11 protein-coding genes are annotated in these 14,430 nt (G+C 71.7%); 5 read left to right on the top strand and 6 right to left on the bottom strand.

Annotated elements, in window-relative coordinates; translation table 11 throughout:
* Window positions 1-250: 250 nt before the first annotated feature.
* From OG780_RS29050 to OG780_RS29040, 3 genes are read left to right on the top strand one after another with little or no spacing between them, the layout of a single operon-like run.
* A complete protein-coding gene (locus tag OG780_RS29050; protein ID WP_328458455.1) occupies window positions 251-1,141 on the top strand; it encodes an ABC transporter ATP-binding protein in 891 nt (296 codons plus the stop codon).
* Complete coding sequence (locus OG780_RS29045; protein WP_328458453.1) at window positions 1,141-1,860, top strand: ABC transporter permease; 720 nt, start codon at window positions 1,141-1,143, stop codon at window positions 1,858-1,860. The genes OG780_RS29050 and OG780_RS29045 overlap by 1 nt, the downstream gene beginning before the upstream one ends.
* A gap of 14 nt (window positions 1,861-1,874) precedes the next feature.
* Entirely contained in the window at window positions 1,875-3,125 is a 1,251-nt protein-coding gene (locus tag OG780_RS29040) for a sensor histidine kinase (protein ID WP_328453050.1), read from the top strand.
* A 73-nt stretch (window positions 3,126-3,198) separates the two neighbouring features.
* Here the strand turns inward: OG780_RS29040 and OG780_RS29035 are convergent, their stop codons facing one another.
* Entirely contained in the window at window positions 3,199-4,752 is a 1,554-nt protein-coding gene (locus tag OG780_RS29035; RefSeq protein ID WP_328453048.1) for an alpha-L-arabinofuranosidase B, read from the bottom strand.
* Window positions 4,753-5,049: 297 nt separating this feature from the next.
* Here OG780_RS29035 and OG780_RS29030 point away from each other — a divergent pair, with 297 nt between their 5' ends.
* Window positions 5,050-5,682, top strand: a complete 633-nt coding sequence (locus OG780_RS29030) for a response regulator transcription factor (RefSeq protein ID WP_328458451.1) — start codon at window positions 5,050-5,052, stop codon at window positions 5,680-5,682.
* A gap of 147 nt (window positions 5,683-5,829) precedes the next feature.
* On the opposite strand, the gene OG780_RS29025 is transcribed toward OG780_RS29030, so the two are convergent.
* The 5 genes from OG780_RS29025 to OG780_RS29005 form a co-directional block, all read right to left on the bottom strand.
* Window positions 5,830-6,678: a hypothetical protein gene (locus OG780_RS29025; protein ID WP_328453046.1), complete on the bottom strand. Its 849-nt coding sequence runs from the start codon at window positions 6,676-6,678 to the stop codon at window positions 5,830-5,832.
* The gene (locus OG780_RS29020; RefSeq protein ID WP_328453044.1) at window positions 6,678-7,217 is read right to left on the bottom strand and encodes a SigE family RNA polymerase sigma factor; all 540 of its coding nucleotides are present in this window, start codon (window positions 7,215-7,217) and stop codon (window positions 6,678-6,680) included. The genes OG780_RS29025 and OG780_RS29020 overlap by 1 nt, the downstream gene beginning before the upstream one ends.
* Window positions 7,218-7,268: 51 nt before the next feature.
* Window positions 7,269-8,696: an MFS transporter gene (locus OG780_RS29015; RefSeq protein WP_328453042.1), complete on the bottom strand. Its 1,428-nt coding sequence runs from the start codon at window positions 8,694-8,696 to the stop codon at window positions 7,269-7,271.
* A gap of 74 nt (window positions 8,697-8,770) precedes the next feature.
* Entirely contained in the window at window positions 8,771-9,964 is a 1,194-nt protein-coding gene (locus OG780_RS29010) for a lipid-transfer protein (protein ID WP_328453040.1), read from the bottom strand.
* A 7-nt stretch (window positions 9,965-9,971) separates the two neighbouring features.
* On the bottom strand, window positions 9,972-12,254 hold the full coding sequence (locus OG780_RS29005; protein ID WP_328453038.1) for an acyl-CoA dehydrogenase: 2,283 nt from the start codon (window positions 12,252-12,254) through the stop codon (window positions 9,972-9,974).
* 295 nt (window positions 12,255-12,549) lie between these two features.
* Between OG780_RS29005 and OG780_RS29000 the strand changes: the two genes are divergently transcribed.
* Window positions 12,550-14,295: an MFS transporter gene (locus tag OG780_RS29000; protein ID WP_328453036.1), complete on the top strand. Its 1,746-nt coding sequence runs from the start codon at window positions 12,550-12,552 to the stop codon at window positions 14,293-14,295.
* The last annotated feature ends 135 nt before the right edge of the window (window positions 14,296-14,430 follow it).

Raw genomic sequence — 14,430 nt, 5'->3', positions numbered from 1 at the left:
TGTATAGCCCAGCGTCCAGCACTTGTGAAGACTACTGACGCCATGTCAGATCGAGTGGCCGTACCGGTCCTTCAGGGGAACGCGTCGCGACGACGGCCGTGACATTTGTCCCGGCCGATCGCCGACAAGTGCCTCTGCCGGGGCACCGCCCCGGACCCCTAGCGTCGTTCTCATGACACGGACAACGGGGACGACGGCGCGCAAGCCGCGGGGAACGTCCGCACCGCCGCCGGCGGGGACGGCACCGGCAGTGCGCTTCAGGGGCGCGGTCAAGACGTTCGGCGACGTGCGCGCCGTGGACGGTCTCGACCTCGACGTGGCGAGCGGCGAGACGGTGGCGCTGCTGGGCCGCAACGGCGCGGGCAAGTCGACGGCGATCTCCCTGCTGCTCGGGCTGAACGAGCCGGACGAGGGTTCGGTGGCGCTCTTCGGCTGCAGCCCGCAGGAGTCGGTGCGCGCCGGACGGGTCGGCGCGATGCTCCAGGACGCCCGGCCGGTGCCGCGGGTCACCGTCCAGGAGCTGGTGTCCTTCGTGGCGGGTCGCTACCCGGCACCCCTGCCGGTGGCCGAGGCACTGCGGCTCGCGGGCATCACGGAACTGGCCGGGCGGCGCGTCGACCGGCTGTCGGGAGGGCAGGCGCAGCGGGTGCGGTTCGCGGTGGCGCTCGCCGGCGATCCCGCGCTGATCGTGCTCGACGAACCCACCGCCGCGCTCGACGTGGAGGCACGGCACGCGTTCTGGGAGTCGATGCGGGCCTACGCCCGGCGCGGCCACACCGTGCTGTTCTCCACGCACTACCTGGAGGAGGCCGACGCGCACGCCGACCGGATCGTCGTCGTGGACCGGGGGCGGATCGTCGCGAACGGGACCGGGGAGGAGCTCAGGCGGTCGGCTGGCGGCAATCTGGTCTCCTTCGACCTGGCGGGGCTCGGCTCGGAGGGCCTGGCGCTGCTGCCCGGCGTGGTGGCCGTGGAGGTGCGCGGGCAGCGGGCCCGGCTGCGCACGGACGATTCGGACGCGACGGTGATCGCGCTGGCCGAGCGGGGGGCGATACGCGGCCTGGAGGTCGTCCCCGCGTCCCTGGACGACGCGTTCATGGCCCTCACCGCACCCACCTCGCACGATCGGGAGAAGGCGTGATGTTCGACTATCTGCGGCTCGAAGTGCGCCGGACGCTGCGCGACACCGGCTTCGTGATCGGCGGCGTCGCGATGCCGGTGATGATGTATCTGCTGTTCACCAACCTCGGCGGTGGCGACGACGGCGCGTGGAGGACGGCGTCGATGGTCGGCATGGCCGCGTACGGGGCGGTCGGCTCGGCGCTGAACACGGGCGGCGGGGTCTCCGAGGACAAGGTGACCGGCTGGCTGCGGCTGCTCCGGGTGACCCCGATGACGTCGCGCGAGGTGGTGCTCGGGCGGGCGCTGACCGGTTCGGTGACCGTGCTGCCCGCGATCGTCGCGGTGCTCGCGGCCGGCGGCCTGGTCAACGGCGTACGGCTGGACGCCTGGCAGTGGGCCGCGACGGCCCTGCTGCTGTGGCTCGGCTCGGTCCCCTTCACCCTGCTGGGCCTCGGCAACGGGTACCGGATGACCGCGCAGACGACGGGTGTCGCGAACATGGTGTGCAATCTGGGGCTGGCGGTGGTCGGCGGCCTGTGGTTCCCGCTCGCCCTCTTCCCCGGCTGGCTGCGCTCGGTCTCCGCGTACACGCCCACGAACCGCTTCGCGCAGCTCGGCGTGTCGGTCACCGAGGGCCGGGCGCCGGACCTCACGGCGGTGGCGGTGCTGATCGCCTGGCTGCTGGCGTTCGGTTCGTACGCCGTGCTCTCGTACCGTCGATCCGCACGAACTGTCTGAACGGGGAGCGGGACATGTCCTGGATGAGAGGCATCGGCTGCCAGGTCCGCGCGCTGCGGGCCGACCGGAGGCGTTGGAAGGCCGACATGGAACGGTTCAAGGCCGAGCGGCGCGCCGCCCGCGGGAGCGACGGCGAGACGCCCGAGTACCCGGGCCCGCCGCCGACCGGCTTCGCGCTGCTGCCGTGGCTGCTGATGGGGATGGGGGCCTTCTCCAACCTCTTCCAGGGCAGGACACCGCAGCCCTGGGTCGGCGCACTGGGCCTGTTCGTCTTCAACTCGCTGTACATCTACGTGACGTTCCGCGCGTTCGTGAAGTCGAAGCGGGAGGCCCGCTCCACCCGGGTCGCGCTCGTCCTGATGGGGGTGATCACCTTCGCGCTGGCCCTCGGGTACGGCGGAAGCTGGCTGTTCTTCTTCCCGCTGCTCGGGCTGGCCACCGGGGCGGTGGTGCGCGGCCCCTGGCTCGGGAGGATCGGGCTCGCTCTGACGGCGGTCGCCGCTGCGGTCTCCGTCGTCCGGGCGGGCTGGGACGCGGTGAACGTCGCCTACGGCACCTTCCTGTCCACGATGGTGACGGCCGCGATCCTCTCCCTGTCCGAGGCGGTACGCGAACTGCGTTCGGCCCGCGAGGAGTTGGCGCGCCGGGCGGTGGAGAAGGAGCGGATGCGCTTCTCGCGCGACCTGCACGACCTGCTCGGGCACACGCTCTCCGTGATCGTGGTGAAGTCGGAGGCGGCCCGTCGCCTCGCTCCCCGCGATCTGGACGCGGCACTCGTGCAGGTCACGGACATCGAGTCGGTCGGCAGGCAGGCGCTGACGGAGATCCGCGAGGCGGTCACCGGCTATCGCGAGGGCAGCCTCGCCACGGAGCTGGAAGGCGCCCGCTCGGCCTTGTCCGCCGCGCGGGTGGAGCCGGTCGTCCGGCAGTCGGGGCCGCCCCTGGTCCCGCAGACCGAGGCCCTGCTCGGCTGGGTGCTGCGTGAGGCCGTCACCAACGTCGTACGCCACAGCGACGCCACGCGCTGCGAGATCACCGTGGACGGAACCGCGGACCTCGTCCGTCTGACCGTCTCGGACAACGGCACCGACGCCTCCCCGGCGGATCCCGAGCCGGGCATCGGCGGCACCGGCCTCAAGGGTCTCACCGAACGCCTCGCGACGGCCGGCGGCTCCCTGCGGGCGGGACGGACTCCGCGCGGCGGCTTCGAGGTGCGGGCCGAACTCCCCGTGGAGGCGGTGGATCTGACGGAGGCGTCGGTGTGAGCGGCACCCCCTCGAAGGGGGCGGCGGGCCGGGCCCTCACGGGCCGGCCCGCCGCCGCGTTTCGGCCGGGCGGCTACGGAGCCCAGGGGGCCGTGACGGCCCAGCTCACGTCGTCCGTCCACGAGGTGGCGCTGTCGAAGGCGTTCGAGCCGCCGTTGCTCGCTATGTAGACGTTGTAGTTGTAGTGCCGGAGGTATCTCGTCGGGTAGTTGTACGACGCGAACGAGGTCCCCGTACCGCTCTTGCCGGTCCCGGCGCAGAACGTGGCGTCCTGTCTGAACTGCGTGGTGCCGGTCATGGGTTGCCGGAGGAGCTGGTAGTTGTAGTGCCGCAGGAAGTCGCCCGGGTAGTTCCGTGACTCGAAGGAGTAGCAGGAGCTGTCGGCGAGACCCCGGCGGACGATCCAGGTGGCGTCGCTCTTGTCGAGTGCCGAACTGCTCGACGTGATCGCCGAGACGACCGCCGCGTTGGCCTGGTGGCGGATGTAGTCGGCCGTGCAGCACGAGGTGGTCGCGCGCAGCGAGATCTCGGACCCGGCCGTCAGCGAGCCGGTGACGCCGGTCGAGCCGCCGTAGCCGACGGAGACGATGTTCGACTGCACCAGGTTGTCCGCGGCGTCCGTCGGGATGCCCGAGGTCATGACGCCCTCGAAGAAGGACCCGATGGAGCCGTTGCTGTTGTCGCCGCCGGTGCCCAGGACGATCGCGCCCTCCTGGTGCATGGGCGAGTAGCCTCCGGCGGTGGGTTCACCCCCGGAATAGGTGGTCGTGAGACTGCCCGATTGGGCGTTGCCGTATTTCAGCGCGAAATGGTCCTGACCGTTGTTTTTCAGCAAAGCGGTCACGAAGGGCATCGCGCCGGTCCCGGTGTTCGACGTGTTCTTGCTGTATCCGGCGTCCGACTGGAAGAGCCCGTTCTCCAGGTCGGCCTGCACCCAGGGACCTCCGCCGTAGCAGGGCGAGAACCAGCACTCGGTGCCGAAGTTGATCGCGTCCATGTGGCCGTTGCCGGTGTCCAGGTTGTTGGTCTCGGCGTTGCCGTAGTCGAAACAGCAGCTGCCGTTGACGTGGGTGCCGGAGGTCACCATGTACATTCCCTCGGCGGCACCGTTCGTGGCGACTCCCGAGGTGGAGTTGTCCCGGTAGCCCATGCCGGCCGAGATCTCCAGACCGTAGACCTGGTGGCCGCCGGCGGTCACCGGCAGCGCGTCCGCGGGCGCCCCGACATCGGCCGCGCCCGCCCCGCCCGCACCCTCGATCGTGAGGTCGTTGTGGCGCGAGGACTGGTCGTAGATCTGCGTGATGATGCAGGTGGTGCCGTTGCAGAAGGAGTCCTGCGCCGCCGCGTTCGCGTATCCGCCGGCCGCCAGGAGACCGATGTTCGCGGTGGCACTGTCGGAGGCGCGCTGCACCTGGTAGAGCGAGCCGTTGTACGACGAGTAGAGCGCCCTGACGAGGCTGTGCGCGGCGACACAGGGGGTGCCCGCGGTGGCGTAGATGTCGCAGGGGAGCGACCCCGCGGCGGTGGCCTGCGGCGCGCCGACGGCGAACGCGACGACGGCCGCCAACACCGACAGCACGGCCAGAACCGTGTTTCTGAGGCGCTGTAAGCGCACGAAGGATGACATCACGGTGCACCTCTTCCGTTCCTTGTAGGACAGTGCGGGTGCCCGGTTCGATATACCGGACATTGTTCGATCGAGATACCGAACCAATTCGCGGTCGAAATTCCGAACGTTTGCGGAAAGCGGCCCGGCTCAGGAATGGCAAAGGGGGGCGCTGAATTCCGAGGCGATTATTTGCCCGTGACCGAGGACCGTCAAGACGCGCGGACAGAAACCCCACGATTTTTCGGAAGACCGCCGGAGCGTGCGGAACGGGCGGCCGGGCACCCCTCTCGCCTTACGCTTGGCCGCGTGAACGAGATGCCCCGGGACCACCGGCCCGCCAAGTCCGTCCGTGTCCTGCTCGCCGAGGACCAGCAGATGATGCGCGGGGCGCTCGCCCTGCTGCTCGGGATGGAGCCGGACATCGAGGTGGTCGCGCAGGTGTCAGCGGGGGACGAGATCGTGGACACTGCGCTGGTCAGCAGGCCCGATGTGGCCCTGCTGGACATCGAGTTGCCGGGGATGAGCGGGCTGGACGCCGCCGCCGAACTGCGTGAGCAGGTGCCCGACTGCCAGGTGCTCATCCTCACCACGTTCGGCCGACCCGGCTATCTGCGGCGGGCCATGGAGGCGGGTGCCGCCGGGTTCCTGGTCAAGGACGGGCCCGTGGAGGAACTGGCCGAGGCGATCCGCCGGGTGCTGACCGGGGAGACCGTCATCGATCCGGCGCTCGCCGCCGCCGCGCTGAGCGCCGGGCCCAATCCGCTCACGGCCCGCGAGTGCGACGTGCTGAAGGCCTCGGTGGACGGCGCCACCGTCGCCGACATCGCCGGCAAGCTGCACCTCTCCGAGTCCACCGTCCGCAACTACCTGTCCTCCGCCATCGGCAAGACGGGCACCCGCAACCGCATGGAGGCGATGCGGGAGGCCCGCCAACAGGGGTGGCTGTAGGGCCTGTTCGTGCGGATCGTGCGGATCGTGCGGATCGTGCGGATCGTGCGGATCATGCGGATCGTGCGGATCGTGCGGATCGTGCGGGTGGCCCGCCGTCGGGTCCGGCGGCGGGCCACCCGCACGGTCACTCCTCGCCCGCCTTCGCTACTTCGTCACCTTCGCCGTCCCGGACCCGACGTGCTTGCCTTCCGGCGCCACGCACACGAACCAGTTCGGCCGGGAGCCGTCCACCGGCCGGATCAGATCCTCGTAGGACGAGCCGAGGTCGGTTCCCGGGGCGGCCTTCCCGGCCTTGATCGTCGTGCCGTCGTCCCAGGTGTAGGTGACCTCCTGGGCGGTCGTTGCGACCTTGCCGATCACCAGCAGCCGAGAGGCCCCCGCCGTACCGGCCCGGCCGATCCGCAGCGGCACCAACGCGGCCTCGATGTCCGTGCCCGACAACGAGTCGTCCTTCTCGACCGGCCCGTCGAGCACCGTTTCCGGGCTGTCGTCCCCCCCGAAGAGGCGGACGAACACCCAGCCCTTGCCGATGAGGTCCGAGGCGACCTGGGTGCCCGTCGGCGTGAGGGCGTACTCGCTCATCCTGGACCGCTGGTACTGCGCCTCCGTCTCGTTCTTCGACGCCCCCCAGACGATGACCTCGACGCTCCACTCCTTGCCGTGTTCGGTCCCGCGCGCCACGGTGGTCGCCTGCGGCTCGTACACGTGCCGCTGCTCCGGCGTCGACGGCGCGGTCACGGCCGGCTCGACCCGCCTGCCACCGTCGTCCCCGCCCGCACCTCCCGCCAGCGCCAGGGCCCCCGTGGACCCGGCGACGACCAGGGCGACCGCCGCCGCCGTCGCCCAGCGGCGCGCCCTGCGGCGACGGCCGCCGCGCAGCACCGCCTGGTAGGGGGCCACACCGATCTCGACCTCGTCCGCCGCCTCGGCCAGCAGGAAGGAGATGTCCGCGTCCGTCGCCATGTCGTGAGTCGTCTCCCGGTCCGCGCTCATCAGATCCGCCCTCCTTGCGCCACCGCGTCCACCAGCCCCGGTACGACACGGAGTTTCGCGATTCCCTTGGCCGCGTTGCTCTTCACCGCGCCCACCGAGCAGCCCATCGCCTCGGCCGCCTGGCTCTCGCTCAGGTCCTCCCAGTAGCGCAGGACCACCGCCTCGCGCTGACGCGGGGGCAGTTGGGACAGCGCGGCGATCAGGGTGCCGCGGTCGTCGGCGCGCGCGATCGGGTCGGCGCTGTCGGGGACCTCGCGTCCGATCCCCGAATCGTCCTTCGGCGCGAGGAACTCCTTGAGTTTTCGCCGGTGTCTTCGGGCGTGCGCGTTGATCATCACGCGCCGCACGTACGCCTCCGGTTCGTCGGCCGAACCGACCCTGCGCCATGCCACGTACACCTGCTCCAGCGTCGTCTGGACCAGGTCCTCCGCGGCGTGCTGCTCCCCCGTCAGGAGAAACGCCGTACGCATCAGCCGCGGCCAGCGGCCGACGACAAAGCTCTGGAACTCCTCGTCCCGAGCCTGTTTCCGATCCCCCATGAGCACCTCCTAGATGTTTGAAGGAGTCCACGGGCACCGGATTTCGTTGCCTCACCGCCGCGAGATACTCCGCGGCAGCCAAAGCAGCATCAGGACCGCCCCGGCCAGCAGCATCACGCCGCTGACGCGGAACGCCAGCGCGTACCCGGCGGTCAGGGCCTCCCCCGAGACGCTTCCCCCGGTACGGGACGCGGCGATCGTGGACATGACCGCGAGCCCCAGCGAACCGCCCATCACCCGTGAGGTGTTGACCAGGCCCGAGACCACTCCCGCGTCCTCCGGCGCCGCGCCCGAGGTCGCGACCGCGGCCAGCGGTGTCGCGGCCAGGCCGGCGCCGGCCATCATCAGGATGCCGGGGAACATGATGGCCGTGAGGTACGGGCCGTCCGCCGTCATGGTCGACTGCCAGCCGAACCCGGCCGCGGCGAGGAGCGTGCCGAGGACCGCCACGTTGCGCGCGCCGACGACCGGCATGAGGCGGGGCGCCGACTTCGAGCCGATGACGACGGCGAGCGAGCTCGGCACCAGGGCGAGGCCCGCGCCCAGCGGCGAGTAGCCGAGCACGTTCTGCGCGTACAGCGTCATGAAGAACCACATGCAGAACATCGCCGAGCCGGAGACGAACACGGCCGCGTTCGCCGACGACACCGACCGCAGCCGCAGCAGCTTCAGCGGCATCAGGGGCGCCCTCGTCCGCGCCTCGACGACCAGGAAGAGCCCGATGAGGGCCGCTCCCGCGCACAGCGGTACGAGCGTCGCCGCCGCGGTCCAGCCCTCGGCCTCCGTCTGCACGATCCCGTACGCCAGGGTCGCGAGTCCCGCGGTCACCAGGAGCGCGCCCGGCAGGTCGAGCCGTCGCCCGTCCCCCGCCCTGCTCTCCGGCAGCCACCGCGCCGCACCGGCCAGCACCACCGCGCCGACGGGCACGTTGATGAGGAGCACCCAGCGCCACGACAGTCCGTCGACCAGCAGTCCGCCGACGAGTCCGCCCGCCGCGCCGCCGCCGGCGCCCACGGCGGTCCAGGTCGCGATGGCCCGCGCGCGGGCGGCGCCCTCGGGCACGGCCGACGTCAGGATCGTCAGCGTCGAGGGCGCGAGCACCGCGGCCCCCAGGCCCTGCGCGGCGCGGGCGAGCAGCAGTTGGGTGCCCTCCTGGGCGAGGCCGCCGGCGACCGAGGCGAGCGTGAAGAGCGCGAGGCCCACCAGGAACATCCGCTTGCGCCCGTACAGGTCACCGGCCCGCCCGCCGAGGAGCATGGATCCGGCGAAGGCGATGGAGTAGGCGTTCACCACCCACTGGAGTCCGGGGGCGCTCAGCCCCAGGTCGGCCCGCATGGAGGGCAGGGCCACATTGACGACGGACACGTCCAGGACGACCAGGAACTGTCCGGCACACGCGAGCGCGATCACCACCCAGGTGGGCGGGGCGGCAGGGGCGGATGTCCGGATGTCTTCAGCGGCTCGGAGCATGGCTGTCATGCTCTCAACCCGCTTACACCCCTTGCATCAGGATTTCGACGCAGACCGGCGTACGGCATGGGACCTAGGACCGGTCAGGCTCCCGCGCGCAGCAGCGTGACCACCGCCGCGCCGCCCAGCCCGATGTTGTGCGCGAGTCCGACCCGCGCCCCCCGGACCTGGCGCGCCTCGGCCTGTCCCCGCAACTGCCAGACCAGCTCGGCCACCTGGGCGATCCCGGTGGCACCCAGCGGATGGCCCTTGGAGATCAGCCCGCCGGAGGGATTCACCACCCAGCGCCCGCCGTACGTCGTCGCGCCCGACTCGACGAGTGCGCCCGACTCGCCCTCCGCGCACATGCCGAGCGCCTCGTAGGTCAGCAGTTCGTTGACGGAGAAGCAGTCGTGGAGCTCCACGACGTCCACGTCCTCGATGCCGAGTCCGGAGCGCTCGTAGACCTGGCGCGCGGCCTCCCGCGACATCGGCTGCCCGACGACGTCGACGCAGGAGCCGGAGGCGAAGGACTCCTCGGTGTCGGTGGTCATCGCCTGCGCGACGATCTCGACCGCCCTGTCCTCCAGCGCGTGCCGTTCGGCGAACCGTTCGGACACGACGACGGCCGCGGCGGCCCCGTCGGAGGTGGGTGAGCACTGGAGCCGGGTCAGCGGCCGGTGGACGGCCTTCGCGGCGAGGATCTCCTCGACGGAGTACACGTCCTGGAACTGGGCGTACGGGTTGTTCGCGGAGTGGCGGTGGTTCTTGGCGCCGACGGCGGCGAGCTGGGCCTCGGTCGTGCCGTACCGCTCCATGTGCTCGCGGGCCGCGTCGCCGAAGATCTGCGCGGTGGGCGGGGACATCTCGAAGCCGTGCCGGGCGGCCATGACTCCGTAGTGGCGGGCGACGGGTGACGTGGCGAAGTCCCCGCCGTCGGCGCCCGATCCGAGCGAGCCCCGCTTCATCTTCTCGAAGCCCAGCGCGAGGACGCAGTCGCTGATGCCGCCCTCGACGAACTGCCGGGCCAGCATCAACGCGCTCGCTCCGGTGGCGCAGTTGTTGTTGACGTTGTAGACGGGCACGCCGGTCAGACCGAGTTCGTAGGCGGCGCGCTGGCCGGCGGTGGACGCCTGGAAGCAGTAGCCGACGGGGACCTGTTCCACGTCCGTGTACGAGATCCCCGCGTCGGCCAGGGCGCCGGAGCCGGCCTCCCGGACCATGTCCCAGTACTGCCAGTCCCGGGTCTCGGGCTTCTCGAACCTGGTCATTCCGACACCGACGACGTACGACTTCATGGCGCTCCTAGTCCCGCGGCAGGCTGAGCAGGCGCTCGGCGACGAGGTTGAGCTGGACCTGGGTGGTGCCGCCAGCGATGGTCAGGCACCGGGAGAGCAGGAAGCCGTGCACGGCCCGCTTGCCGGGGCCCTCGCACAACGCGCCTTCGGGGCCGAGGAGTTCGAGTGCGAGCTCGGCGACCTTCTGCTGATGTGCCGTCTGCACGAGTTTGCGGACGGAGGCGCCCGCGCCCGGTTCGACGCCGGAGACCTGGCGGAGGGTGGTGCGCAGGGTGATGCAGGCCAGGGCGTGCGCCTCGGCCAGCAGTGCTCCCAGCCGGGGGCCGTCGGCGTCGGCCGGTATCAGCGCCTCCAGGCCGGTGTCGAAGGTCAACTGGTCGGCCATGTGGACGCGTTCGTTGCCGAGCGTGTTGCGGGCGACCCGCCAGCCGTCGTCGACCTCGCCGACGACGGCGTCCGCGGGCAGCAGCACGTCGTCGAACCAGACCTCGTTGAAGAGGGAGTCCCCGGTGATCTCCTTCAGCGGGCGGATGTCGATTCCGTCCGTGTTCTTCATGTCGACGACGAAGTAGGTGAGCCCCTTGTGCTTGGGCGCGGCCGGGTCCGTCCGGGCGAGGAGGATCCCGTGGTCGGCCCACTGCGCCGCACTCGTCCACACCTTCTGTCCGTTGATCCGCCACCGCCCGTCGGCGGTGCGCTCGGCGCGGGTGCGCAGCGAGGCGAGGTCGGATCCGGCGCCGGGCTCCGAGAAGAGCTGGCACCACAGGAGGTCGCCGCGCAGGGTGGGCAGCAGATAGCGCTCCTGCTGCCGGTCGGTCCCGTGCGCGATGAGGGACGGCACGACCCAGGTCGCGATCCCCAGATCACTGATCCGCACTCCGGCTTCGGCCAACTCCTGCTGTACGGCGAGTTGTTGTACGGGTCCCGCGCCGAGGCCGTACGGCGGCGGCAGATGCGGGGCGGCGTACCCGGTGGGCGCCAGGGACCGGCGGGCGTCCGCCGGAGCGAGCCCGCGCACCCGGTCGATCACCTCACGGGCCGCGGCCCGGTACGCGGACGCCTCCGGCGGCAGTTCCAGGCGCAGTTCCCGCCGTACGCCGTCGCGCGCGAGCCCTACCGCCCGCCGCAGGTGTCCGCTCCCCGTCCCGAGCAACTGCCGTGCCACCAGGGCCCGGCGCAGATACAGGTGGGCGTCGTGCTCCCAGGTGAACCCGATGCCGCCGAGGATCTGGACGCAGTCCTTGGCGCAGGAGCAGGCGGCGTCGAGGGCGGTGCCGGCCGCGAGTGCGGCCGCCAACTCCCGTACGCCGTGCGACTCCCGTACGCCGTGCGACTCCTGTCCGGCGCGTGCCGCGTCCCAGGTGAGCGCCCTCGCCTGTTCCAGCCGCAGCAGCATGTCGGCGCACAGGTGCTTGACGCCCTGGAAGTGTCCGATGGGGCGGCCGAACTGCTCGCGGACCCTGGCGTGCCCGGCGGCCGTGTCCAGCGACCAGGCCGCGGTGCCACAGGCGTCCGCGGCGAGGACGACGGCGGCCAGGTCCCGGACCAGTGAGGGGCCGACCGCGAGGACGCGGCCGGCGGGGACCCGCACCCCCCGGGCCCGGACCTCGGCGGTCCCCCGGGTCGGATCGGCACTGTCGTGCGGCCGGACATCCAGATCGACGGCGTCCACCACCAGCCAGAGCGTGCGGTCGGACGCGCCGCCCGCGCCGGGGGTGCGATCGGACACGGCGCCCGTATCGGGGGTGCGATCGGACACGCCATCCGCACCGAGGGGGTGGCCGGACACGGCACCCGACGCCGCCAGTACGAGCACGTCCGCGTCGGCACCGGACAGCACGGGCGGCGCCGTCCCGTCCAGCACGTATCCGCCGTCCACCGACCGGGCCGTCAGGGAGCCCGCGCCGAACGCGACGGCGCCGATGCGCTCCCCGCACCCCAGCGCCCGTATGAGATCGGAGTACTCCCCGGCCCGAGCGGGGTCCGCGTCGGCGGACCGGAGCACGGCCGACGCCAGGACGTTCGCGGCGAACGGTCCCGGCAGCGCGGCCCGCGCGGCCTCCTCCACGACGACGGCGAGATCGACGAGGTCGCCGCCGCCACCGCCGCAGGCCTCGGGAAGGTGCACGGCGAGCAGCCCCTGTTCGGCGAGCGCGTCCCAGAACGGAGGTCTGCCGCCACCCGGCGCGTCCAGGAGCTTGCGGACCTCCTCGGGCGGCACGGCGCGGGCGATCCAGCCGCGCACGGCCTCGGCGAGCTCCCGTTGCTCCGGCGTGACCGCGATGCCCATGCATGCCTCCCCAAAGGCCCAAGGTGCGTGGATCCGCGCCAGACTAGAACACGTTCCATTCTGACGATAGGTCAGATACCCATGGCTCGGTCAAGAATTCGTTAGTACGCCGAAGCATCGGAATAGTTGCCCGGGCGGACCGGTTCCTTCTGCACGTACCCGCGTGGACCACCCGACCGGCGTCCCCCTGCCCCCAGGGATCACCAGACAGACCGCCCTCCCCGCATCCACAGGGACCACCCCTCCCCTCGCTCTCCCGAGAGCCTCTTTACTCACGGCCTGGAGGCCCCCCGCAATGACGCACACGACGACCGGCAGGACCGCGCGCAGGCCGGGCGGCGCGACCGTGCCGGTGCTCGCCTTCGCGGGCATCGTTGTCGCGGTGATGCAGACCCTGCTCGTCCCGGTCATCAAGGATCTGCCGACGCTCCTGGACACCGCGCCCAGCAACGCCACCTGGGTCCTGACCTCGACCCTGCTCGCGGGCGCGGTCGCCACCCCGATCATGGGCCGCCTCGGCGACCTCTTCGGCAAGCGGCGCATGCTGCTGACCAGCCTGTCGATCATGGTGGTCGGCGCCCTCGTCAGCGCGCTGACCAGCACACTGCTGCCGATGATCGTGGGCCGTTCGCTCCAGGGCTTCGCGATGGGTGCGATCCCGCTGGGCATCGGCCTGATGCGCGACCTGCTGCCCCGCGAGAAGCTCGGCTCCTCGATGGCCCTGATGAGCTCCTCGATCGGCGTCGGCGGCGGACTCGCGCTGCCCGCCGCGGCCCTCGTCGCGCAGCACGCGGACTGGCACGCCCTCTTCTACGGCGCCGCCGGACTCGGCGTCCTCTCGATCGTCCTCACCCTCGTCTTCGTGCCGGAGTCCCCGATGCGCGCGGAGGGCACCTTCGACGTGCTGGGCGCGATCGGCCTGTCCGCCGGGCTCGTGCTCTTCCTGCTGCCGATCACCAAGGGCAGCGACTGGGGCTGGACCGCGCCCACCACGCTCGGCCTGTTCGGCGCGTCCGTCGCCGTACTGCTGCTGTGGGGCGTGATGGAGCTGCGTCTGAAGGCCCCGCTGGTCGACCTGCGCACCACGGCCCGCCCCGCGGTCCTCTTCACCAACCTCGCCTCGATCATGGTCGGCGTCTCCTTCTACGTCGTCTCGCTGGTCCTGCCGCAGCTCCTCCAGCTCCCGACGTCCACCGGGTACGGCCTCGGCCAGTCGATGGTGAACGCGGGCCTGATCGTGGCACCGCTCGGCCTGACGATGATGCTCACCGCCCCCGTGTACGCCCGGCTGTCGGTGAAGTACGGCCCGAAGGTCACGCTGATCATCGGCATGGTGATCATCGGGATCGGCTACGGCGCCGGTCTCGGCCTGATGAGCGCCGCCTGGCAGTCGCTGGTCATCGCGGTGATCCTGGGCGCGGGCATCGGCCTCGCCTACTCCTCGCTGCCCGCTCTGATCATCGGCTCCGTCCCGGCCTCGGAGACGGGCGCGGCCAACGGTCTGAACACCCTGATGCGCTCCATCGGTACGTCGGTGTCGAGCGCCGTCATCGGCATGGTGCTCGCCAACACGGCGCACCACGTCGGCGGGGCCGCCGTCCCGACCATGCACGGCTTCCGCGTGTCCTTCCTGATCGCCACGGGCGCGGTCGCGGTCGGCGTGCTCATGGCGCTGTTCCTGCCGGGCCGCCGCCCGGCCACCAAGCCCTCGCTGGTGGCCAGCAGCGAGGAGGACGCGGCGCTGGAGCGGGCGCACGAGGTGCTCGGCGGTTTCCGCGGCCGGGTCCTGGACGCCGAGGGCGGCGCGGTCGCCCGCGCCAAGGTCACGCTGATCGACCGGCGCGGCCGCCAGGCGGGCGCCACCTTCTCCGCCGAGGACGGCAGCTACGCGCTCGCCGTACCGGCCGAGGGCGCCTACGTGCTCGCCGCCCGTGCCGCCGGCCACGGCCCGCTCGCCTCGTCGGCGACGCACCGGGGCGACGACCGTCCGGTCGCCCTCGACCTCTCGCTGCCGGGCGAGAACGCCGAGGTCACCGCCTGACGCCCCGAGCCGCCCCGGCGTGATCATCGACACTCCCGCCGTCCACGTGGCGGAAGTGTGGTGCACGATGGGGCGGCCTGGGATCCGTACACCCGGGCAGTGCTCCACGCACCCCTGTTGTTCGCACCGATGGAG

Source organism: Streptomyces sp. NBC_00386 (assembly GCF_036063235.1).
Taxonomy (GTDB): Bacteria; Actinomycetota; Actinomycetes; order Streptomycetales; family Streptomycetaceae; genus Streptomyces.
Note: the sequence above shows the minus strand (reverse complement) of the source record. Positions and strands in the feature narration are given on the sequence as shown.

Excerpts from the sequence above, each read along its gene's own strand:
- OG780_RS29045 (WP_328458453.1), top strand. The coding sequence starts at position 1,141 with ATGTTCGACTATCTGCGGCTCGAAGTGCGCCGGACGCTGCGCGACACC.
- OG780_RS29040 (WP_328453050.1), top strand. The coding sequence starts at position 1,875 with ATGTCCTGGATGAGAGGCATCGGCTGCCAGGTCCGCGCGCTGCGGGCC.
- OG780_RS29035 (WP_328453048.1), bottom strand. The coding sequence starts at position 4,752 with ATGTCATCCTTCGTGCGCTTACAGCGCCTCAGAAACACGGTTCTGGCC.
- OG780_RS29030 (WP_328458451.1), top strand. The coding sequence starts at position 5,050 with ATGCCCCGGGACCACCGGCCCGCCAAGTCCGTCCGTGTCCTGCTCGCC.
- OG780_RS29025 (WP_328453046.1), bottom strand. The coding sequence starts at position 6,678 with ATGAGCGCGGACCGGGAGACGACTCACGACATGGCGACGGACGCGGAC.
- OG780_RS29020 (WP_328453044.1), bottom strand. The coding sequence starts at position 7,217 with ATGGGGGATCGGAAACAGGCTCGGGACGAGGAGTTCCAGAGCTTTGTC.
- OG780_RS29015 (WP_328453042.1), bottom strand. The coding sequence starts at position 8,696 with ATGACAGCCATGCTCCGAGCCGCTGAAGACATCCGGACATCCGCCCCT.
- OG780_RS29010 (WP_328453040.1), bottom strand. The coding sequence starts at position 9,964 with ATGAAGTCGTACGTCGTCGGTGTCGGAATGACCAGGTTCGAGAAGCCC.
- OG780_RS29005 (WP_328453038.1), bottom strand. The coding sequence starts at position 12,254 with ATGGGCATCGCGGTCACGCCGGAGCAACGGGAGCTCGCCGAGGCCGTG.
- OG780_RS29000 (WP_328453036.1), top strand. The coding sequence starts at position 12,550 with ATGACGCACACGACGACCGGCAGGACCGCGCGCAGGCCGGGCGGCGCG.